The organism is Duganella lactea, from assembly GCF_009857505.1.
Classification (GTDB): domain Bacteria; phylum Pseudomonadota; class Gammaproteobacteria; order Burkholderiales; family Burkholderiaceae_D; genus Rugamonas; species Rugamonas lactea.
The window spans coordinates 21,406-40,507 of record NZ_WWCP01000008.1; the positions used below are offsets into that span (position 1 = coordinate 21,406).

A 19,102-nucleotide genomic window follows, 5' to 3' on the forward strand; every position below is an offset into this window, starting at 1 on the left:
GGGGAACAACGCTCAGTCTAAAGCCGGGCGCTAGACTGGAAATATGATTAATTCGCAAGTAGCCATATCATTATGAGATAGCTGTCTCGTCATGGCCGCTATCCGATATCGGCATGGTTGACGGCGCTTTATTCATAGCTGCGCGCCGGCACATTCCCTTAGACTTTTTCGGTCAATAACCGTTCCGGGACTTTCATGAATGTAGCCACCGCCGCCGCTGCCACGCGCGGCCTCCTGCTGACCCAGGCCGGGCAGGCCGGTTGCGCGCTGCGCTGGGACGCTGCCGGGCAATGCTGGCGCTGGCCGGATCCGGCGGGTAGCCACCTGTACGCGTGGCCCGCAGCACCAGCCGCGCCTGGCGGCCTGCGCATGTCGGAAGGCGCCCAGGTGATGGCCTGCTGCGAGTCCGGACGCCTGCTGCTCGGCCTGGGCAAGCGGCTGGGCATGGTCGAGTTGCCGCAGCCGGGCCAGCCGGGCCGCGCGCTGCAGGCGCAAGTCCTGCTGACCGTCGATCCGGCCGAGCCGCGCACCAGCATCAGCGACGGCTGCGCCGACCGCCACGGCAACTTCGTCTTCGGCACCGCCAACACCGCGCAGGACCAGCGGCCGATCGGCAGCTTCTACCAGTATTCGCGGCGTTACGGCCTGCGCCGGCTGGCGCTGCCGGCGGTGGTCAAGGCCAGCAGCATCGCCGTCAGCCCGGACGGCGGCACGCTGTACTTTGCCGACGCGGCGCGCGGCGCCCTCATGCAATGCGACTACGATGCCGAACGGGCCAAGGTCGGCAACACGAAAGCGTTTGCCGCGCTGGTCGCGCCGGGCGCCGGCGCAGCCATCACTGACAGCCTGGGCAATCTCTGGAGCGTGCAGGGCGAGGGTGGCCTGCTGGTGCACTACGACCGCGCCGGCGCTGTGCTGCGGCAGCTGGCGCCAACGCCCGAGGCGGCGTCCGCGCTCGCCTTTGGCGGCGACGGCCTGGCCCAATTGCTGGTGCTGGGCGCGCGGGGCGGCCTGTACGGCGTGCCGCCGGATGGGGCCGGAAAGCTGGCGCCGGGCGTGGCCGATGGCTTGTTTGATGACGGCGGAAGCGCTTCCACTACGGTGACACATGCGCAGTCTGATTGACGCTGGATCGGCCCGCCTTTATTATGGGCAATCAAACCAATCAACAATATGACTGATTCCCGCTCGGACCGCTTCGTTCGCTCCCACCTGAAAACCCGCCACCTGGTTCTGTTGGTTGAACTGGGGCGGCATGGATCCATCGCCCACGCGGCGCAGGCCGCCAACCTGACGCAGCCCGGCGCGTCCAAATTATTGGGTGAACTGGAGCACGCGCTCGGCGTGCAACTGTTCGAGCGCCTGTCGCGCGGGGTGGCGCCGACCTGGTACGGCAAGGTGCTGATTCGCCGCGCCGGCGCGGCGCTGGCGGAAATGGACGCGGCGCATCAGGAAGTGATGGAGTTGCTGTCCGGCCTGCGCGGCCGCGTGGGCGTGGGCACGGTGCTGGCGCCGGCCACCGGTCTGGTGCCGAAAGCGATTAATCTGTTAAAAGAAAGGCATGCACGTGTGCATGTCGCGGTGAAAATGTCCACCAGTAAAGTGCTGGTCGAGCGCCTGCGCGGCGGCGAACTGGACCTGGTGGTCGGCCGCATCCTCGACACCGAGGCCGCCGATGAGCTGAATTTCGAACCGCTGACCGACGAGCCGCACCTGCTGATCGCGCGCGCCAGCCATCCGCTGATGTCGCGCGCCGGCCTGAAGCTGGAAGACCTGATGGAACAGTGCTGGATCCTGCCGCCGGCCGGCTCCATCCTGCGCGACCGGCTGACCGCGCTGTTCCTGTCGCACGGCCTTGAGCAGCCGCCGGAAACGGTGGAAACGCTGGACATGCCGGTGGTGGCCAGCCTGCTGCTCAACAACGACATGGTGGTCGCGCTGCCGGCCGAGGCGGTGCAGCCGTACCTGGACGCCGGCCTGTTGCGGGCGCTGCCGTTTGAACTGGGTGTCAGCATGGATTCGTTCGGCATTGTGACCCGCAAGCGACACCAGCTCTCGCCAGGCGCCGAGGCCATGCTGCTGGCGCTGCGCGACGCCGCCGCCCGCATCTACCCTCATTATCGCGCCCCAACGTCGCCGTCGCCGGCTGACTGATATACGAACTTGGTATGGGCCGCATGAAATAATCTATTGGTGAAGTAATCAACGTTTCGTTTAGCATCCGGTGCATCCGTCCAAATTCCCAATAGAGACGCGATTTATACAAGCACTGGAGATGCACAATGAAACAAAAAAAAGTGAGCTGGCTGATCGCCACGCTCTTTACCTCGCCACTTCTCGTCCAGCAAGCCTTCGCCCAGGAGGCCGCCGCACCCGCCGCCACCGGCGACATCCAGCAAGTGAATGTGACCGGTATCCGCGCCTCCGTGCGCAACGCGCTGGCGGCGAAGGAAGCGTCGAACAGCATCGTGGAAGTCGTCTCGTCGGAAGACATCGGCAAGCTGCCGGATACCACCATCGCCGAATCGCTGGCGCGCCTGCCCGGCCTGTCGTCGGGTCTGGACCGCGGCAACGCCTCGCAGATCGTCGCCCGCGGCATGGGCCCGCGCTTCATCGGCGCCACCCTGAACGGCCGCGAACTGGCGTCGTCGGAGCCTAACCGCGCCGTGCGTTTCGAGCAGTTCCCGTCGGAGTCGATCAGCGGCGCGACGGTGTACAAAACCCAGAGCGCCGATCTGGTGGAAGGCGGCGTTGCCACCACCATCGATCTGCAAACGGTTTCGCCACTGCGCTACAACGGCCGCCAGATCAATCTGAAGGCCGATGCGCTGTACTACCCGCTGGCCAAGGAGATTCCTGGCGCCGACAAGACCGCGCCGCGTATCGGTGGCGTCTACATCGACCAATTCGCCAACAAGACCATCGGCGCGGCGATCGCCTTCAGCTATCAGGATCAGCCGTCGGTACAAAAGAACATCCAGCATTGGGGCTTTAACGAGAACACCGCCGATCAGGTGGTCGCTGGCGGCAAGACCGGCAAAGCGCCATGGGGCTTCCAGGACGAAGCGCGCCACGGCAAGGACAAGCGTTCCAGTGTGCTGGGCAAGGTGGAATTCAAACCAAACAACGACGTCCTGATCACCGCCGATACCTACTATGCGCAAGCCAAGATTGACGAACGCGGTCTGCAGCACTGGGTGGATGGCGTGGGCAACTGGGGTGGCACCAATTCGGCCGCCTTCAGCAATCTGGATGTGCGCGACGGCTATATCGTTGGCGGGACCATCAACAACGCCTCGCTGATCAACAATGATTTCAAATATGTCCAGGACACCAGCGTCGCCGCTTCCGGTCTGAACGGAAAATTCACTGCCGGCGACTGGAAAGTGGAAACCGACCTGTCGACTTCGCACGCGCGTCGTGGCAGCCAGTGGAGCGACATCCGTCAGTACGCCAATGGCGGCGTGCCGGTCAGCTGGTCGTTCACCGGCGATGAGCGCCAGGTCTACAGCTACGGCATCGATAGCACCAACCCTGCCAACTTCGTCGCGCCCACCCTGTATGTCGACAAGAACGGCCAGGTCAAGGACCTGTTGAATGCCGTTAGTGTGAGCGCTGCGCGTCCGATCGAAAACAGCATTATCAGCCGTCTGAAAATCGGCATTCGCGCGAGCGACCGTGAGAAGAGCTATCATCAGACTACGTGGACGCTGAGCCCATTAGCCGGTAGCACGATCCCTTCTTCCGCCTATGAGACGGTCAACGTCAGTGGCTTCCCGGGATTCTTCGCGCTGAAAGATTTCGACGGTACCGTCTCTTCGGCGTTCGGCGCGAACGCACTGAATCCAAACGGTCAGACGCGTGAGAGCTGGCAGGTCCAGGGCGATGCCGTCGCCGGCTGGAAGGTCAAGGAGCGCAGCACCTCGGCCTATGTGCAGGGCGACCTGGACGGCGAAGCCTTCGGTAAAACCTATCGCGGCAACGTCGGCGTGCGCCTGGTGCACACCAAACAGACCGGCTACGGCGTACAGCCGCAGGCCAATAACGTTTTGGCTGATACGTCGGACGGCACCTCGTACACCGAGATTTTGCCGAGCATGAATCTGATCTTCAACATGGACGAGGCGCAGGAACGTCAGATCCGCTTCAGCGTGGCGCGTGCCATGTCGCGTGCGCCGATTGACGAGATGCGTGGTTCGCGCAACCTGAGCGTGAACACCGATACGTCGCAGCCATTGACTGGCAGCGCTGGCAATCCGCAACTGAAGCCGATGATGGCCAACCAGCTGGATCTGGCTTACCAATGGTACTTTGCCAAGGGTTCGCTGCTGTCGGCCGGCGTGTTCTACAAGCAGGTGCAGCGTTACATCGCCATCACCACCGAGCAGGCAACCTTCAACGGCCGCGTCGCCACGGTTACCCGTTCTGTCAACGGCGAGGGCGGCAACATCCGCGGCCTGGAGCTGGCTTACCAGCAGGCGTTCACCTCGCTGCCGGCGCCGTTCGATGGCCTGGGCATTGCCAGCAACTACGCTTACACCAACAGCTCGATCCGCGAACAGGTGCCAACCACCAATCCGTTCCCGGTTGAGGGTTTGATGAAGCACAACGGCGGCGTGACGCTGTGGTACGAGAAAGCCGGTTACGAAGCGCGCCTGTCGGCCAACTACCACAGCGAATTTGTGCGCAACCCAAGCTGGGACGCCGGCAAGTTGCTGGTCAACGATGCCGAAACCTATGTGACGCTGAACCTGGCCAAGCAACTGACGCCTAACCTGCAACTGCGCTTTGGTATCGACAACCTGACCAACCAGAAGGCGGTCTACACCAGCGGTAACATCCCTTACCAGCAAGAAGTGACCGAATTCGGTCGCCGCTATAACCTGGGGCTGTCGTTCAAGCTGTAAGAACGAAATAGTTTCTATCGTGGTTTTGCGGAGCGGTGCGTGATGGCATGGCTCCGTTTTTTTTATCAGGGAGACTGATTTGAAAATAAGATTATTCGCCACCATCGTGCTGATGCTGGCCTGCACGCTTAACGCCAATGCGGCCACGCGCGAGCGTCTGTCGCTCGATCGCGGCTGGCTGTTCCACCAGGGCGACCTGGTCGAGCCGCCGATCGTCGGCCATGAGGAATCCTACAGCAACGCCAAGGCCGGCAACGCCGGCGGCGCGGCCGGCAACGAATACGACGACTCGGACTGGCGCCGTCTCAATCTGCCGCATGACTGGGCGGTCGAGGGGCCGTTCGATCCGAAGGCCAATGTGGCGCAGGGCTACCGCCCGCGCGGCATCGGCTGGTATCGCCGCTACCTGAAAGTCGATCCTGCGGATCGTGGCAAGCATTTTGAGTTGCAGTTCGACGCCATCGCCACCCATGCCACGGTCTGGGTCAACGGTAATGTGGTCAACCGCAACTGGTCCGGCTACAACGCCAGCTACATCGACATCACGCCTTATCTGCGCTACGGCGATTCGCTGAACACCATCGCCATCCGCGTCGACGCCGAGGCGATGGAGGGCTGGTGGTATGAAGGCGCCGGCATCTATCGTCACAGCTGGCTGGTGAAACGCAGCCCGGTGCATGTGGTCACCGACGGCGTGCACGCCACGCCGCGGCAGGTGAAAGGCAAGCAGTGGAGCATTCCGGTTGAGGTCACGCTGAACAACAGCGGCAAGACCACCGGCGATGTGACGGTGGAAGTCACCGTGTTCGATCCGGCGGGCAAGCAGGTGGCCAAGCGCACCGAGCGCGCCAGCGTCAACGTGCTGGCCACCAGCGCCGTCAAGCTGCCGGTGACGATCAACGATCCGGCCCTGTGGTCGATCGAGAAGACCAATCTGTATCGCGTGACCACGCGCGTTCTGCAGGCCGGCAAGGTGGTGGATGAAACGTCGCTGCATACCGGCTTCCGCACCATCCATTTCGACGCCGCCCAAGGCTTCTTCCTCAACGGCGTGCACGTCAAGCTGCAGGGCGTGTGCATCCATCAGGACCACGCCGGCGTTGGCGTGGCGGTGCCGATCTCGATCTGGGAATATCGCCTGCGCCGTTTGAAAGAGATGGGCGTGAACGCGATCCGCTTCTCGCACAACGCGGTGGCGTCCGAGGTGCTGGACCTGGTGGACCGCATGGGCTTCGTCGTCATGGACGAGAACCGCAACTTCAATCCGTCGCCGGACTACATGAAGCAGCTGGAGTGGATGGTCAAGCGTGACCGTCACCATCCGGGCATCATCCTGTGGTCGGTGTTTAACGAGGAGCCGGTGCAGGCCACCGAAGTGGGTTACGAGATGGTGCGCCGCATGGCGGCAGTCGTGAAGTCGCTGGACGATACCCGTCCGGTCACCGCCGCGATGAACGGTGGTTTCCTGACCGAGCTGAATGTCTCGCACGCGGTGGACGTGGTGGGCTCCAACTATCAGGTGAAGGACTACGACCGCTATCACAAGGCCCATCCGAACAAACCGTTCACCAGCTCCGAAGACACTTCCGCCTTCATGACGCGCGGCGAGTACAAGACGGATAAAGAGAAGAATCTCATCTCCAGCTATGACGATGACGCAGCGAAGTGGGGCAACACTCACCGCGACGCCTGGCAGGCCATCGACACCCGTCCGTTCGTGGCCGGCGGCTTTGTGTGGACCGGTTTCGATTATCGCGGCGAGCCTACGCCGAACGAATGGCCTTCGGTCAGCTCGGTGTTCGGCATCATGGACATGAACGGCTTCGCCAAGACCGCGTACTACATCCACCAGGTGCAGTGGATCAAGGACAAGCCGCTGATCCACATCGCGCCGCACTGGAACTGGACCAAGGGCGAGAACGTGCGCGTGATGGTGATGGCCAATGTCGAAACCATCAAGCTGCTGCTGAACGGCCGTGAGTTGGGCGAGCAGAAGGTCGATCCGTACCGCATGAATAACTTCAACGTCGCCTTCGAGCCGGGCAAGCTGGAAGCCATCGGTTACAAGGGCGGCAAGGAAGTGGTGCGCACGGCGGTGGAGACCACCGGCGAGGCGGTATCGTTGGAACTGATTCCGGACCGCGCGCAACTGACCGGCGATGGTCTGGACGCGTTGCCGATCACCGTACGCGCGCTGGATGCGCAAGGCCGCGCCGTGCCGCTGGCGCAGAATGAAGTGACGTTCGCCGTTACCGGCGGCGGGCGCTCCATCGGCCATGGCAATGGCGATCCAAATTCGCACGAGGACGAGAAGGGCGCCACCCGCCGCCTGTTCAACGGCCTGGCGCAGCTGATCGTGCAGACCAACTACGAAGCCGGCGACGACGTCACCGTGACCGCCACCGCCGCCGGTCTGAAGGCCGCGCGCGTGACCATTCCGGTCAAGCGCGTCGCCGCCGTGCCGTATGTGGAACCGGCCGATGCGCCGCTGACCTTCGTGCGCAGCTGGCGCATCGCGCCGGATGGCGATGCGCGTCCGGATCCGAACCAGACGCTGGCCGCGTTTGACATGAATACCTGGGGCTGGGGCTCGCCGCCGATGCGCGCGGCCGCCGGCGGCAAGTATCACTTGTACCGCGCCAGCTTCACGCCGCGCAAGAACCTGGCCGATGGCACGGGCCTGATCCGCTTCGCCGCGATCAAGGGCAAGGCGGAGATCTGGCTCAACGGCCAGTTGATCGGCAAGAAGGACAGCTACGCCGCCGCGCCGCTGGACGTCACGCTGCCGGCCGGCTCGGGCAAGTGCGAAATCAACGTGCTGATCGAGGCGGAAGCGGGGCAGGGCAGTGGAATCGAAGGCGACGTTACCATCGAGCCATCGAAGTAGTTAATGGTGAGTAGTTAATGGTGAGTAGTTGATCGCGAGTAAATAAATCGCGTGCTTGTTGACCGCAAACACGCGATTCGGTTGACGGCATCCCGCGCGCTGCCTATAGTGGCGGGATGATTTCAGAATTCCAAGACCTCTCCGATAAAATCGACCAGTTGGCCGAGATGACCACCGTGCTGCGCCGGGAAAATGCCCAACTGCGCCAAGCCAATGCCGCCCTCGTGGCGGAGAACATGGGCTATCAGCGCCGTCTGAGCGAGGCGTCCGCGCGGGTCGAGGCTTTGCTGGAGCAAATCCCTGCCCTCGACAACGGCGACGCCGCCGCGACCGAGGAACCCAAGCAGCCTGAAAACGAGGACGCACGATGATCCAGGTGGACGTGACCATCATGGGCAACAGCTACAAGCTGGCCTGCAAGGAAGACGAGGAGGCGGCGCTGCGCAAGGCGGCGTCGGTCGTCGACAGGAAAATGTGCGCGATCCGCGACGCCGGCAAGGTCAAAGGCAACGACCGCATCGCCGTGATGGCGGCGCTGGCCGTGGCGGCGGAATTCCTGACGGTGAAAGCGCCGCAAGGACCGTTGTCCGACATGTCGCTGCTGGAAGTGCAGACCAAGATCGCCGCCATGCACAAAGTGCTGGACGCCGCTCTGACGCCACAGGAAGCGCTGTTTTAATTGGTTTTTAATTGGATCAGCCCTTCCTTTGCCGCGCACATCGGAGTAAACTAGCCTCACCCTGCAGTGTTCGAGACTTGTCATATATTCCTTGAACCATTTTTTTGCACCGGTTACGGAAATTTGTTCGATGGGCGAGAGCGTCGCTAGTCCGATGAACCCGAAATTGAACTAACTGTGACCACCTGAGCCTTTTGGTTCGGGATGCCGGCAAGACGGCACACGTGGGGCCCTATTCAACAAGAAGCGGTTGCAAGCATGTGAATGCGCAGCCGCTTTTTTTCGTCTGGAGATTCCGATGCGGTATTGGTTGATGAAGTCCGAGCCGGATGAAGTAAGTATCGACGACGTGATGGCGTCGCCGCGGCAAACCACGGCGTGGTTCGGCGTGCGTAACTATCAGGCGCGCAATTTCATGCGCGACCAGATGCAGCTCGGCGACGGCGTGCTGTTTTACCATTCGAGCTGCCCGCAGCCCGGCATCGCGGGGCTGGCGGAGATAGTGAGCACGCCTTATCCGGATGCTTCGCAGTTCGACGCCAACAGCAAATACTACGACGCCAAGGCGACGCCGGAGCAGCCGCGCTGGATTTCGATCGATGTGAAGGGCACGCGGAAAACGCGTCTGCTGTCGCTGGCGGAGATGCGCACCATCTCCGCGCTGGAAGAGATGGTGGTGCTGCAGAAGGGCAGCCGCCTGTCCATCACGCCGGTCACGCCGGCGCAATGGAAAACCATCGTCACGCTTTTGAAGGAATAATCGGCGCGCGGCCGCGCTGCTTTACCTTGTACGCCCACACCAGCATGGCGATGGCGGCGACGATCATCGGCAGCGACAGCACCTGGCCGGAGGTGATCGGCAGGCCGAGCACGGTGGTTTCCCAGTCCGGCGTGCGGAACCATTCGGTGAAGAAGCGCGCGCAGCCGTACAGCAGCGTGTAGAAGGCGCCCACCGCCAGGCGCGGGCGTTCCTTGCGCGAGAAGATCCACAGCAGCACAAACACCAGCAGGCCGTCGATCAGCATCTGATAGATCGGCGACGGATGGCGCAGCCCTTGCAGGAACACCGGGTCCGGATGCAGCGGGTAGCGGATGTCCGGCCACAGCATGGCCCAGGGCAGCGACTGGTCGCCCACCACGCGGCCCGGCAGTTCGGCGTTGATGAAGTTGCCCATGCGGCCGGCGGCATAGCCCAGCGGCACCAGCGGCGCGATAAAGTCGTAGACGTCGAGGATGTTGCGGCCCGCCTTGCGCGCCCACAGCGACATGGCGACCAGCACGCCGATGAAGCCGCCGTGGAACGACATGCCGCCATGCCATACCTTGAAGATTTCAATCGGGTCGGAGAAGTATTTGACCGGCTCGTAGAACAGCACTTCGCCGAGGCGACCGCCGATGATCACGCCCATCATGCCGTAGAACAGCATGTCGTCCAGGTCTTCCTTTTTCCAGCGCTGCGCGGCGATGTGCGGCTGCTTGATGCGCACCCGGCCCAGCGCGATGAATAGCGCGAAGGCCAGCACATACATCAGGCCATACCAGTGGATGGCGACGGGACCCAATTGCAGGGCGATCGGATCGGGCATCGGGTGTATCAGCATATGACGTTCTTTCGTAGTAATTCCAAAAAGCCGTGCAGCACCGGCGAGGTGTTGTCGCGCCGCCAGGCCAGGCCGGTTTCGACCAGCGGCGTGGTGTGGCTGAGCGCCCGGTATTCTACCCCGGTCCGCATCAGGTTGGAGACGGACTGCGGCACCAGCGCCATGCCGATGCCGGCCGACACCAGGCTGACGATGGTTTGCATCTGGATCGCCTCCTGGCCGATTTGCGGCGTGACGCCGGCGTCGTGGAACACCGACAGGATGGCGTCGTGCAGCGCCGGCGAGATCGCGCGCGGGAAGATGATCAGCGGCAGCGACGGCAGCGCGGCCAATTGCAGCTTGCCTTTCTTCTTCAGCGCCGGCAGGCCGGAGGGCAGGGCCAGCACCAGCGGCTCGTTGAGCACCGGCAGGTAGTCGAGCGTTTCGCGCGCCTTGTCCGGCAGCGGCGGGATCAGCAGGCCGGCATCGATGCGGTTGTGCAGCAGGTCGTCCAGTTGCAGGTCGGAAGTGGCTTCCTGCAGCGTGATCTGCACTTGCGGGTAGGCGGCGCGGTAGGCGCGCAGGAAGGGCGGCAGCACGCTGTAATCGGCCGAGGAGACGAAGGCCAGTGTCAACCGGCCGACTTCGCCGCTGGCGGCGCGCTGGACCAGTTGCGGCAGCGCCTGCGCCTGCGCCAGCATCCGCCGCGCTTCCGGCAGCAGCGCGGCGCCGGCCGGCGTCAACGCGACGCCGCGGCGGTTGCGGTCGAACAGCGGCGCGCCCAGTTCCTGCTCCAGCGCCTGAATGGTCTGCGACAGCGGCGGTTGCGTCATGTGCAGGCGCAGCGCGGCCTTGCCGAAGTGCAGTTCTTCGGCGACGGTGACGAAGTAGCGTAGTTGTCGCAGTTCCATAGGGTGAGGTCTCTGTGATATTTTATACGAATCACGGAGACGGGAATCATATATTTGACACCAGGGTAGGGAGGTCGCACACTGTCAGACTAAGCCAGCAGATTTAAGCTCGCCTTAGCCGTCGAGCAACACCAGGAGAAACCCATCATGCCGCAATACCGTTCCCGCACCACCACCCATGGCCGCAACATGGCCGGCGCCCGCGCCCTCTGGCGCGCCACCGGCATGAAGGATGGCGATTTCGATAAGCCGATCGTCGCCGTGGTCAACTCCTTCACCCAGTTCGTGCCCGGCCACGTGCACCTGAAGGACCTGGGCCAGCTGGTCGCGCGCGAGATTGAAAAAGCCGGTGGCGTGGCGAAGGAATTCAACACCATCGCCGTCGATGACGGCATCGCCATGGGCCACGGCGGCATGCTGTATTCGCTGCCGTCGCGCGACCTGATCGCCGACTCGGTCGAGTACATGGTCAACGCCCACTGCGCCGATGCGATGGTGTGCATCTCCAACTGCGACAAGATCACGCCGGGCATGCTGATGGCCGCCATGCGCCTGAACATTCCTGTGATCTTCGTCTCCGGCGGTCCGATGGAAGCGGGCAAGGTGGTCAAGGTGGTCAACGGCGGCCAGAAGGTCATCAAGCTCGATCTGGTGGATGCGATGATCAAGGCCGGCGACAGCACCGTCAGCGACGCCGATGTGGCGGAGATCGAGCGTTCGGCCTGTCCGACCTGCGGTTCGTGCTCGGGCATGTTCACCGCCAATTCGATGAACTGCCTGACCGAGGCGCTGGGCCTGTCGCTGCCGGGTAACGGCACCATCGTCGCCACCCACGCCGACCGCGAGCAGCTGTTCCTGCGCGCCGGCCGTTTGATCGTCGAACTGGCCAAGCGCCACTACGAGCAGGACGACTATTCGATCCTGCCGCGCACCATCGCCACCAAGGCGACCTGGGAAAACGCCATGGCGCTGGACGTGTCGATGGGCGGCTCGACCAACACCGTGCTGCACCTGCTGGCGGCCGCGCACGAAGCCGGCGTGGACTTCACCATGGCCGACATCGACCGCATCTCTCGCAAGGTGCCTTGCCTGTGCAAGGTGGCGCCGATGACCGACAAGTTCCACATCGAGGACGTGCACCGCGCCGGCGGCATCATTTCGATTCTGGGCGAGTTGGCGCGCGCCGGTCTGCTGGACACCTCGCGTCCGACCATCCACGCGCCAACGCTGGCTGACGCGATCGAACGCAACGACATCAAGCGCACCAGCGATCCGGCCGTGCATAAGTTGTTCAGCGCGGCGCCGGGCGGTGTGCCGACCCAGGTGGCGTTTTCGCAATCGGAGCGTTTCGCCACGCTGGATCTGGACCGCGCCGCCGGCTGCATCCGCGACAAGGAACACGCGTACTCGCAGGACGGCGGTCTGGCTGTTTTGTACGGCAATCTGGCGGAGAAGGGCTGCATCGTGAAAACCGCTGGCGTGGATGAGAGCATCCTGAAGTTCAGCGGCAAGGCGCGGGTGTTTGAATCGCAGGACGCGGCGGTCGAGGCCATCCTGGGCGACACCGTGCACGCCGGCGATGTCGTCATCATTCGCTATGAAGGTCCGAAGGGCGGCCCGGGCATGCAGGAGATGCTGTATCCGACTTCGTATATCAAATCGAAAGGCCTGGGCAAAGCCTGCGCGCTGTTCACCGATGGCCGCTTCTCGGGCGGCTCGTCGGGGCTGGTGATTGGCCACGCGTCGCCGGAAGCGGCGGAGGGTGGCGCCATCGGGCTGGTGGTGGAAGGGGACATGATCGACATCGACATCCCTAATCGCACCATCGGCCTGCGGATCAGCGACGCCGAACTGGCGGCGCGCCGTGCGGCGATGGAAGCCAGGGGCGCCGATGCCTGGCAGCCGGTCAACCGCGAGCGCTACGTGTCGCAGGCGCTGCAGGCGTATGCCGCGCTGACCACCTCCGCCGATCGCGGCGCGGTGCGCGACTTGTCGCAACTGAAGCGCTAACGTAGCGTCATTCCGGCGGGGCCGGAATGACGATTCATTTTTTATCGAAGGTTTGTTTAACGCGTTCCTTGCGGCGTTTTTCGTCTTCGTTGTGGGCTTTGCGCTTGTCAAAGCCCAACATCGGTTCGAGGAACTCGAACCACAGGAATGCCAACACCATCAGGGCGCCGATCGCCCACCACGATAACTCGGCAAACTTCCACACTTCAAAATAGCGCAGCGCAAGCAAAGCAACGATCAATAGGATCATAGGCATGATGTTCTCCTTTGCGCCTATCTTACCTCACGCCGTCAACCTTGAACTTGACTTAAGCGTTAAATGCATAAGGGCAAAACGCGGTAGAATGGGCAGCAGCACTGAGTCGCATTTAAATGGAGAACAGACAATGAAACGTACTTTGATGATGGTTGGTGTAGTTGTGGCCTCGGCATTCGCCTCGCAGGCCGCCATGGCGGACGCCGGTTCGGATCTGGCCAAGGCAAAAAATTGCATGGCTTGCCACGCTGTTGCCAATAAACTGGTCGGTCCTGCCTACAAGGATGTCGCCGCCAAATACGCCGGTCAAAAAGACGCGGAAGCCAAACTGGTCACCAAAGTGATGAAGGGCGGCTCGGGCACCTGGGGCGCGATCCCGATGCCAGCCAACCCGCAGGTGAACGAGGCCGAAGCCAAGACCCTGGTGAAATGGGTGCTGTCGCAGAAATGAGCTGTGCCCTGGCTTGAAAAAAGCCCCGTCGGCACTGAGCGCGATCTTGAGCGCGTTCAGGCTGGCGGGGCTTTTTTCCTTAGTGGATCACTTCGATCTTGGTCTTCTTGCCATCCTTGTAGGTGAACAGCGTCAGCGCGCCGTCCTTGATGTCGCCCTTGTCGTCAAACGAGATCAGGCCGGTCACGCCCTGGTATTTGATCTTGCGCAGGAACGGCAGATACTTGGCCGGCTGCGAGGACTTGGCTTCCTGCATCGCGGTGGCCATGGTCATCACGGCGTCGTACACATACGGCGAGTAAATCTGTACGTCGGCGTTGTACTTTTTCTTGTAGCGGGCGACGAAATCGTCCATGCCTTTTTGCTGTTCGGCGGTCACGCCGCCGGCTTCCGCGCAGGTGACAATGCCGTTGGCGTTGGCCGCGCCGGCCAGCTTCGGCAGCGACTCGGTGCAGATGCCGTCGCCGCCCATGTACTTGGCGTTGATGCCCAGCGCCTTCATCTGGCGCAGCAGCGGGCCGCCCACCGAGTCCATGCCGCCGAAGAAGACCAGGTCCGGATTCTTGGCCTTGATCTTGGTAAGGATGGCGTTGAAGTCGGTGGCCTTGTCGTTGGTGAATTCCTTGGCGACGATCTGCACGCCCGGCGCGGCCTTCTTCGCGCCCTTGATGAATTCGTCCGCGACGCCCTGGCCGTAGGCGGTGCGGTCGTCAATCACGGCGATGTTCTTTGCGCCCAGCTTGGTGATGGCATAGCTGCCCAGCGAGCCGCCCAGCTTGGCGTCGTTGGCGACCACGCGGAAGGCCGACTTGAAGCCTTGCTGCGTGTACTTGGTCTGGGTGGTGGCTGGCGAGATTTGCGGGATGCCGGCGTCGTAGTAGATCTTGGAGGCGGGGATGGAGGTGCCGGAGTTCAGGTGGCCGATCACGCCGTTGACCTTGGCGTCGACCAGCTTCTGCGCGACCGCCGTGCCTTGCTTCGGATCGCTGCCGTCGTCTTCCAGCTGCAGCACAAACTTGACCGGCTTGCCGTCGATGGTGAAGCCCTTGGCGTTCAAATCCTCCACCGCCATCTTGGCGCCATTTTCATTGTCCTTGCCAAGGTGGGCCGATGGACCGGAGACGGGGCCGACGTGGCCGATCTTGATCACTTCTTGGGCAGCGGCGCTGCCGGCGAATGCCAGCGCGACGGCCAGAGGAATGAATTTGAACCGCATGTGCAATCTCCAATAGTTGTATGCAAGGCCACCAAGGTACAACAAAAAAATCGCCGCGCAAAGCGGCAATCGGGCGGTTTTGAACTTTTTTGGAGCGTTTCCCCGATTTGATGCGACGCTGCTTCGGGGTGGTGCGGTCCGTGCACACGAGGGGGGCGCGGACCGGCGGGAAGGGCTTACTTTTTCTGCGCCTGCAGATGGGTGAGTTCCTGCGTGACGGCCCGCGAGACGATCTTCTCGATGGTGTCGTGCAGACCGATGCGGATTTCGTTGGTCAGGTCGCGCAGCGCGTGGTTGAGTACCTCGGCCATGCTGTCCTTGATGCGCTGCTCCAGCACGAAGTCCACGCGCGATTGCAACTGGTGCATGATGCGCACCGACAGGCGGTGTTCCATGACCGCCCATTCGGCGTCGGTCCAGCCGTCGATGGCGGCCGCTTCGAGTGAATCGGCGGCCGATGGCGGCGGCGCGGCGTGCGCCTCCGCCGGCGCTTCCGTCTTCAATACTTCGGTCAGTACAGGGATGCTGGCGTCAAACGATGCTTGGCTCATGATTTACCTGCGACAAAGTGAGTGAGTGGATAGTCTTGCTGCTTGTATGCGACGTAACGCTTGCGGCCGGCGGCCGCATCATCTTCTTCAGAAGAAATCACTTCGATCATGCGCGCAAACCGCGTCACATTGCGCGGCGCGCGGCGCGACAAATTGACCAATAATTCGTTGTGCGTGTGTGGTAATTCCGCCTCATCGTTGTCCGTCAACAGGATCGGCGTGTGCGCCGCCAGCGCGTCGTCCGCCAGTACGTGCGGCAGGAAGTCGGTGGCGGAAAAGGTCCACATCGCCGCGTCCAGTTGCGCCAGTTGCGCCGCATCGTCGGCCATCAGCACCACGCGGTGGTTGGCGGCCCAGGCCTTGCGCAGCAGGCGGCAGGCGTAGGCTACTTTGTCCGGAACATTGGTGTGGAAGTCGATGCGGGTCATGATGAATCCAGTGTAGGCGAAAACGCCGCAAAACGCTGGCATCGATGTTGCTACCAGCCGTCTTGCGGCGCACAGAAGTGCAAGGAATTGTTACGCGGCCATGCCGCTGTGACGCAGCAGCGCGTCGATGCTCGGCTCGCGGCCACGGAAGGCGGTGAACGATTCGAGCGCCGGCCGCGAACCGCCGACCGACAGGATTTCCGCCAGGTAGCGCTTGCCGGTTTCCGACACGGCGGCCGGGCCCAGCTTCTGCGCCTCCTCGAAGGCGGCATAGGCGTCGGCCGACAGCACCTCGGCCCACTTGTAGCTGTAGTAGCCGGCCGCGTAACCGCCGGCGAAGATGTGGCTGAACGAATTCTGGAAGCGGTTGAACGCCGGCGGGATCACCAGCGAGAACTGGCGGCGCACGTCGTCGATCAATTGCTGCACGCTCTGGCCGGTGCTGGCGTCGTAGTCGTAGTGCAGGTGCATGTCCAGCAGCGAGAACTCGACCTGGCGCAGCGTTTGCAGGCCGGACTGGTAGTTCTTCGCCGCCAGCATCTTGTCGTACAGCGCGCGCGGCAGCGGCGCGCCGGTGACGGCGTGCGCGGTCATGTGCTGCAGCACGTCCCATTCCCAGCAGAAGTTTTCCATGAACTGCGATGGCAGCTCGACCGCGTCCCACTCGACGCCGGAAATGCCCGACACGCCCAGTTCGTCCACCTGGGTCAGCATGTGGTGCAGGCCGTGGCCGAATTCGTGGAACAGCGTGATCACTTCATCGTGCGTGAACAGCGATGGCTTGGCCACGCCGTCCTCCACCGCCGGTTCGGTGAAGTTGCAGGTCAGGTAGGCGACCGGCGTCTGCACCTCAGTTGCCTCACCCTTGGCGTCGGCGCGGCGGCCGCGCGCGTCGTCCATCCAGGCGCCGCCGGACTTGCCGGCGCGCGCGTACAGGTCGAGATAGAACTGGCCGATCAGCTTGCCGTCGCGCTCGATGCGGAAGAAGCGCACGTCCTTGTGCCACACCGGCGCCTGGTCCGGTTTGATCTGGACGTTGAACAGGCTCTGGATCTGGCGGAACAGGCCGTCGACCACTTTGTGTTCAGGGAAGTACTGTTTGACTTCCTGCGCCGAGAAGGCGTAGCGCGCTTCCTGCAGCTTTTCGGAGGCGTAGGGGATGTCCCAGGCTTTCAGCTCGTCAATGCCCAGTTCGTCTTTGGCAAAGGTACGCAGTTCGGCCAGGTCTTGCTCGGCGAACGGGCGCGCGCGCTTGGCCAGGTCTTCCAGGAAGGCGATCACTTCATCCGGCGACTTGGCCATCTTCGGCACCAGCGAGACTTCGGCGAAGTTGTTGTAGCCGAGCAGCTTGGCTTCTTCGTCGCGCAGCTTCAACAAGGTGACGATGTTCTGGGTGTTGTCCCACTCGTCCTTCTTGCTGAAGACGTCGCCCTGTTCGGAGGCCTTGGTGGCGTTGGCGCGGTAGATGGTCTCGCGCAGTTCGCGCTGGTCGGCGAATTGCAGGATCGGGTAGTAGGACGGGAAGTGCAGCGAGAATTCCCAGCCTTGCTTGCCGGCTTTCTCGGCGGCGGCGCGGGCGGCGGCTTTCACGTCGTCCGGCAGGCCGGCCAGGTCGGCTTCGTCGGTCACCAGCAGCTTGTAGTCGTTGGTGGCGTCCAGCACGTTTTCGGAGAAGCGGGTGGAGATTTTGGCGTGTTCTTCCTGAATCTCGGCGAAGCGGGCTTTTTTATCTTCCGGCAGCTCGGCGCCGCCCATGCGGAAGTCGCGGATGGCGTTGTCGATGATGCGCTTGCGTGCCGGCGACAGCGTGGCGAATTCTGCCGAGGCGCGCAGCGCCTTGTATTTGGCGAACAGCGCTTCGTTCTGACCCAGCTCGGTCCAGAATTCGGTGACCTTCGGCTGGTTCTCGTTGTAGACGGCGCGCAGTTCGGGCGTGTCCACCACGTTGTTCAGATGACTGACGATGCCCCAGGCGCGGCCCAGCAGCTCGGTGGCGTTTTCCAGCGGGGTGACGAAGCTGTCCCAGCTGACGTGGTCCGACGGCGCTTGCAGTTGTTCGACCACGGCGCGGCTGTTGGCCAGCAGGTCGTCGATGGCCGGGGTGACGTGCTGCGGTTGGATGGCGTCAAAACGCGGCAGGCCGCTGAAGTCGAGCAGGGGATTGGTTGCGTCAGTCATATTGATTCCTTTGTTACAGCGTCGTTCCGGCGGAAGCCGGAACCTATGGAACGCTGGCTCAGCATGGGCACCGGCTTGCGCCGGTGCGACGGTCAGGTGCGTTCGGCGGCTTCCACCGTGTTCATCAGCAGCATGGTGATGGTCATCGGCCCCACGCCGCCCGGAACCGGCGTGATGTGCGATGCCACTGCCTTGATGCCGTCGAAATCGACGTCGCCGCACAGCTTGCCCTCGTCGTTGCGGTTGATGCCGACGTCGATCACGATCGCGCCCGGCTTGACCATGTCAGCGGTGAGGGTATTGCGGCGGCCGGTGGCTGCCACGACCACGTCCGCCTGGCGGGTGTACACGCCGATGTCCGGGGTCGCGCTATGGCAGATGGTGACGCTAGCGTTGGCTTGCAAGAGCAGCAGCGCCATCGGCTTGCCGACCGTGTTGGAACGGCCGATCACCACCGCGTGCTTGCCGCGCAGATCGACGCCGGTGCTTTCGATCAGCTTCATGCAGCCATACGGCGTGCACGGACGGAAACCTTCCAGGCCGGTCATCAGTTCGCCGGCGCTCAGCACCGCGTAGCCGTCCACGTCCTTCTTGACCGAAATCGCTTCGATGACCTTGTGCGGATCAATGTGCTTGGGCAGCGGCATTTGCACCAGGATGCCGTGAATGGCCGGATCGGCGTTCAGCTCGGCGATGCGGGCCAGCAGCGCGGCTTCGCTGAGGTCGGCCGGATATTGATCTTTCAGCGAATAGAAGCCGGCGTCCTCGCACGCCTTGACCTTGTTGCGCACATAAACATGACTGGCCGGGTCGTCGCCGACGATGATCACGGCCAGGCCAGGCTGCTTGCCGGCGGCGGTGAGTTTTTCAGCACGTGCAGCAATTTCCGCGCGCAGTTTTTGGGAGAGGGCGATTCCGTCGATCAGTTGTGCAGACATGATTTAACCAGGGTGGTAGAGGGAGAACAGCATTATAAGGCCGCACGGCGCATCCCGCCGCGTTTTCAGTGGTCCAGCCATGCTGCACCGCACAAGGTTTTCATAGGGAA

Annotated in this window: 17 protein-coding genes and 1 other RNA gene; 10 read left to right on the forward strand and 8 right to left on the reverse strand. The window is 62.7% G+C overall.

Annotation, left to right across the window (positions count from 1 at the left end; all coding sequences use genetic code 11):
• The first annotated feature begins 195 nt into the window (after window positions 1–195).
• From GTP44_RS09260 to GTP44_RS09295, 8 genes are all read left to right on the forward strand, one after another.
• Window positions 196–1,125, forward strand: a complete 930-nt coding sequence (locus GTP44_RS09260; RefSeq protein WP_161019208.1) for an SMP-30/gluconolactonase/LRE family protein — start codon at window positions 196–198, stop codon at window positions 1,123–1,125.
• Between the two features lie 48 nt (window positions 1,126–1,173).
• Complete coding sequence (locus GTP44_RS09265) at window positions 1,174–2,154, forward strand: LysR substrate-binding domain-containing protein (RefSeq protein WP_160989367.1); 981 nt, start codon at window positions 1,174–1,176, stop codon at window positions 2,152–2,154.
• Window positions 2,155–2,282: 128 nt separating this feature from the next.
• Entirely contained in the window at window positions 2,283–4,907 is a 2,625-nt protein-coding gene (locus tag GTP44_RS09270) for a TonB-dependent receptor (protein WP_161019209.1), read from the forward strand.
• Between the two features lie 79 nt (window positions 4,908–4,986).
• Entirely contained in the window at window positions 4,987–7,794 is a 2,808-nt protein-coding gene (gene galA / locus GTP44_RS09275; RefSeq protein WP_229256855.1) for a beta-galactosidase GalA, read from the forward strand.
• A gap of 116 nt (window positions 7,795–7,910) precedes the next feature.
• Window positions 7,911–8,165 carry a hypothetical protein gene (locus GTP44_RS09280; RefSeq protein WP_161019210.1) on the forward strand — a complete coding sequence of 85 codons (255 nt, stop codon included), beginning with the start codon at window positions 7,911–7,913 and terminating at the stop codon, window positions 8,163–8,165.
• Window positions 8,162–8,473: a cell division protein ZapA gene (locus GTP44_RS09285; protein ID WP_161019211.1), complete on the forward strand. Its 312-nt coding sequence runs from the start codon at window positions 8,162–8,164 to the stop codon at window positions 8,471–8,473. The genes GTP44_RS09280 and GTP44_RS09285 overlap by 4 nt, the downstream gene beginning before the upstream one ends.
• Before the next feature lie 55 nt (window positions 8,474–8,528).
• Window positions 8,529–8,708, forward strand: a non-coding RNA gene (gene ssrS / locus GTP44_RS09290) — 6S RNA.
• 63 nt (window positions 8,709–8,771) lie between these two features.
• On the forward strand, window positions 8,772–9,233 hold the full coding sequence (locus GTP44_RS09295) for an EVE domain-containing protein (RefSeq protein ID WP_161019212.1): 462 nt from the start codon (window positions 8,772–8,774) through the stop codon (window positions 9,231–9,233).
• Here the strand turns inward: GTP44_RS09295 and lgt are convergent.
• Both lgt and GTP44_RS09305 read right to left on the reverse strand, forming a co-directional pair.
• Entirely contained in the window at window positions 9,214–10,074 is an 861-nt protein-coding gene (gene lgt, locus GTP44_RS09300) for a prolipoprotein diacylglyceryl transferase (protein WP_161019213.1), read from the reverse strand. The two genes, GTP44_RS09295 and lgt, sit on opposite strands and share 20 nt — an antisense overlap.
• Window positions 10,068–10,964 carry a LysR family transcriptional regulator gene (locus GTP44_RS09305; RefSeq protein ID WP_161019214.1) on the reverse strand — a complete coding sequence of 299 codons (897 nt, stop codon included), beginning with the start codon at window positions 10,962–10,964 and terminating at the stop codon, window positions 10,068–10,070. The genes lgt and GTP44_RS09305 overlap by 7 nt, the downstream gene beginning before the upstream one ends.
• 147 nt (window positions 10,965–11,111) lie before the next feature.
• Between GTP44_RS09305 and ilvD the strand changes: the two genes are divergently transcribed.
• Window positions 11,112–12,974, forward strand: a complete 1,863-nt coding sequence (ilvD, locus tag GTP44_RS09310) for a dihydroxy-acid dehydratase (protein ID WP_161019215.1) — start codon at window positions 11,112–11,114, stop codon at window positions 12,972–12,974.
• 34 nt (window positions 12,975–13,008) lie between these two features.
• Here the strand turns inward: ilvD and GTP44_RS09315 are convergent, their stop codons facing one another.
• A complete protein-coding gene (locus tag GTP44_RS09315) occupies window positions 13,009–13,224 on the reverse strand; it encodes a TIGR04438 family Trp-rich protein (RefSeq protein WP_308494329.1) in 216 nt (71 codons plus the stop codon).
• Between the two features lie 136 nt (window positions 13,225–13,360).
• On the opposite strand from GTP44_RS09315, the gene GTP44_RS09320 reads away from it, so the two are divergent.
• Complete coding sequence (locus GTP44_RS09320; RefSeq protein ID WP_160989674.1) at window positions 13,361–13,681, forward strand: c-type cytochrome; 321 nt, start codon at window positions 13,361–13,363, stop codon at window positions 13,679–13,681.
• A 79-nt stretch (window positions 13,682–13,760) separates the two neighbouring features.
• On the opposite strand, the gene GTP44_RS09325 is transcribed toward GTP44_RS09320, so the two are convergent.
• The 5 genes from GTP44_RS09325 to folD all read right to left on the reverse strand — a co-directional run bounded on the left by GTP44_RS09325 (window position 13,761) and on the right by folD (window position 18,992).
• On the reverse strand, window positions 13,761–14,897 hold the full coding sequence (locus tag GTP44_RS09325) for a branched-chain amino acid ABC transporter substrate-binding protein (RefSeq protein WP_371867190.1): 1,137 nt from the start codon (window positions 14,895–14,897) through the stop codon (window positions 13,761–13,763).
• A 176-nt stretch (window positions 14,898–15,073) separates the two neighbouring features.
• On the reverse strand, window positions 15,074–15,448 hold the full coding sequence (locus GTP44_RS09330) for a DUF2486 family protein (RefSeq protein ID WP_161019217.1): 375 nt from the start codon (window positions 15,446–15,448) through the stop codon (window positions 15,074–15,076).
• Window positions 15,445–15,876, reverse strand: coding sequence for a DNA polymerase III subunit chi (locus GTP44_RS09335; RefSeq protein ID WP_161019218.1), 432 nt, complete (start codon window positions 15,874–15,876; stop codon window positions 15,445–15,447). The genes GTP44_RS09330 and GTP44_RS09335 overlap by 4 nt, the downstream gene beginning before the upstream one ends.
• A 90-nt stretch (window positions 15,877–15,966) precedes the next feature.
• Window positions 15,967–18,054 carry a M3 family metallopeptidase gene (locus GTP44_RS09340; RefSeq protein ID WP_160989355.1) on the reverse strand — a complete coding sequence of 696 codons (2,088 nt, stop codon included), beginning with the start codon at window positions 18,052–18,054 and terminating at the stop codon, window positions 15,967–15,969.
• A gap of 92 nt (window positions 18,055–18,146) precedes the next feature.
• The gene (gene folD / locus GTP44_RS09345) at window positions 18,147–18,992 is read right to left on the reverse strand and encodes a bifunctional methylenetetrahydrofolate dehydrogenase/methenyltetrahydrofolate cyclohydrolase FolD (protein ID WP_161019219.1); all 846 of its coding nucleotides are present in this window, start codon (window positions 18,990–18,992) and stop codon (window positions 18,147–18,149) included.
• Window positions 18,993–19,102 lie beyond the last annotated feature (110 nt).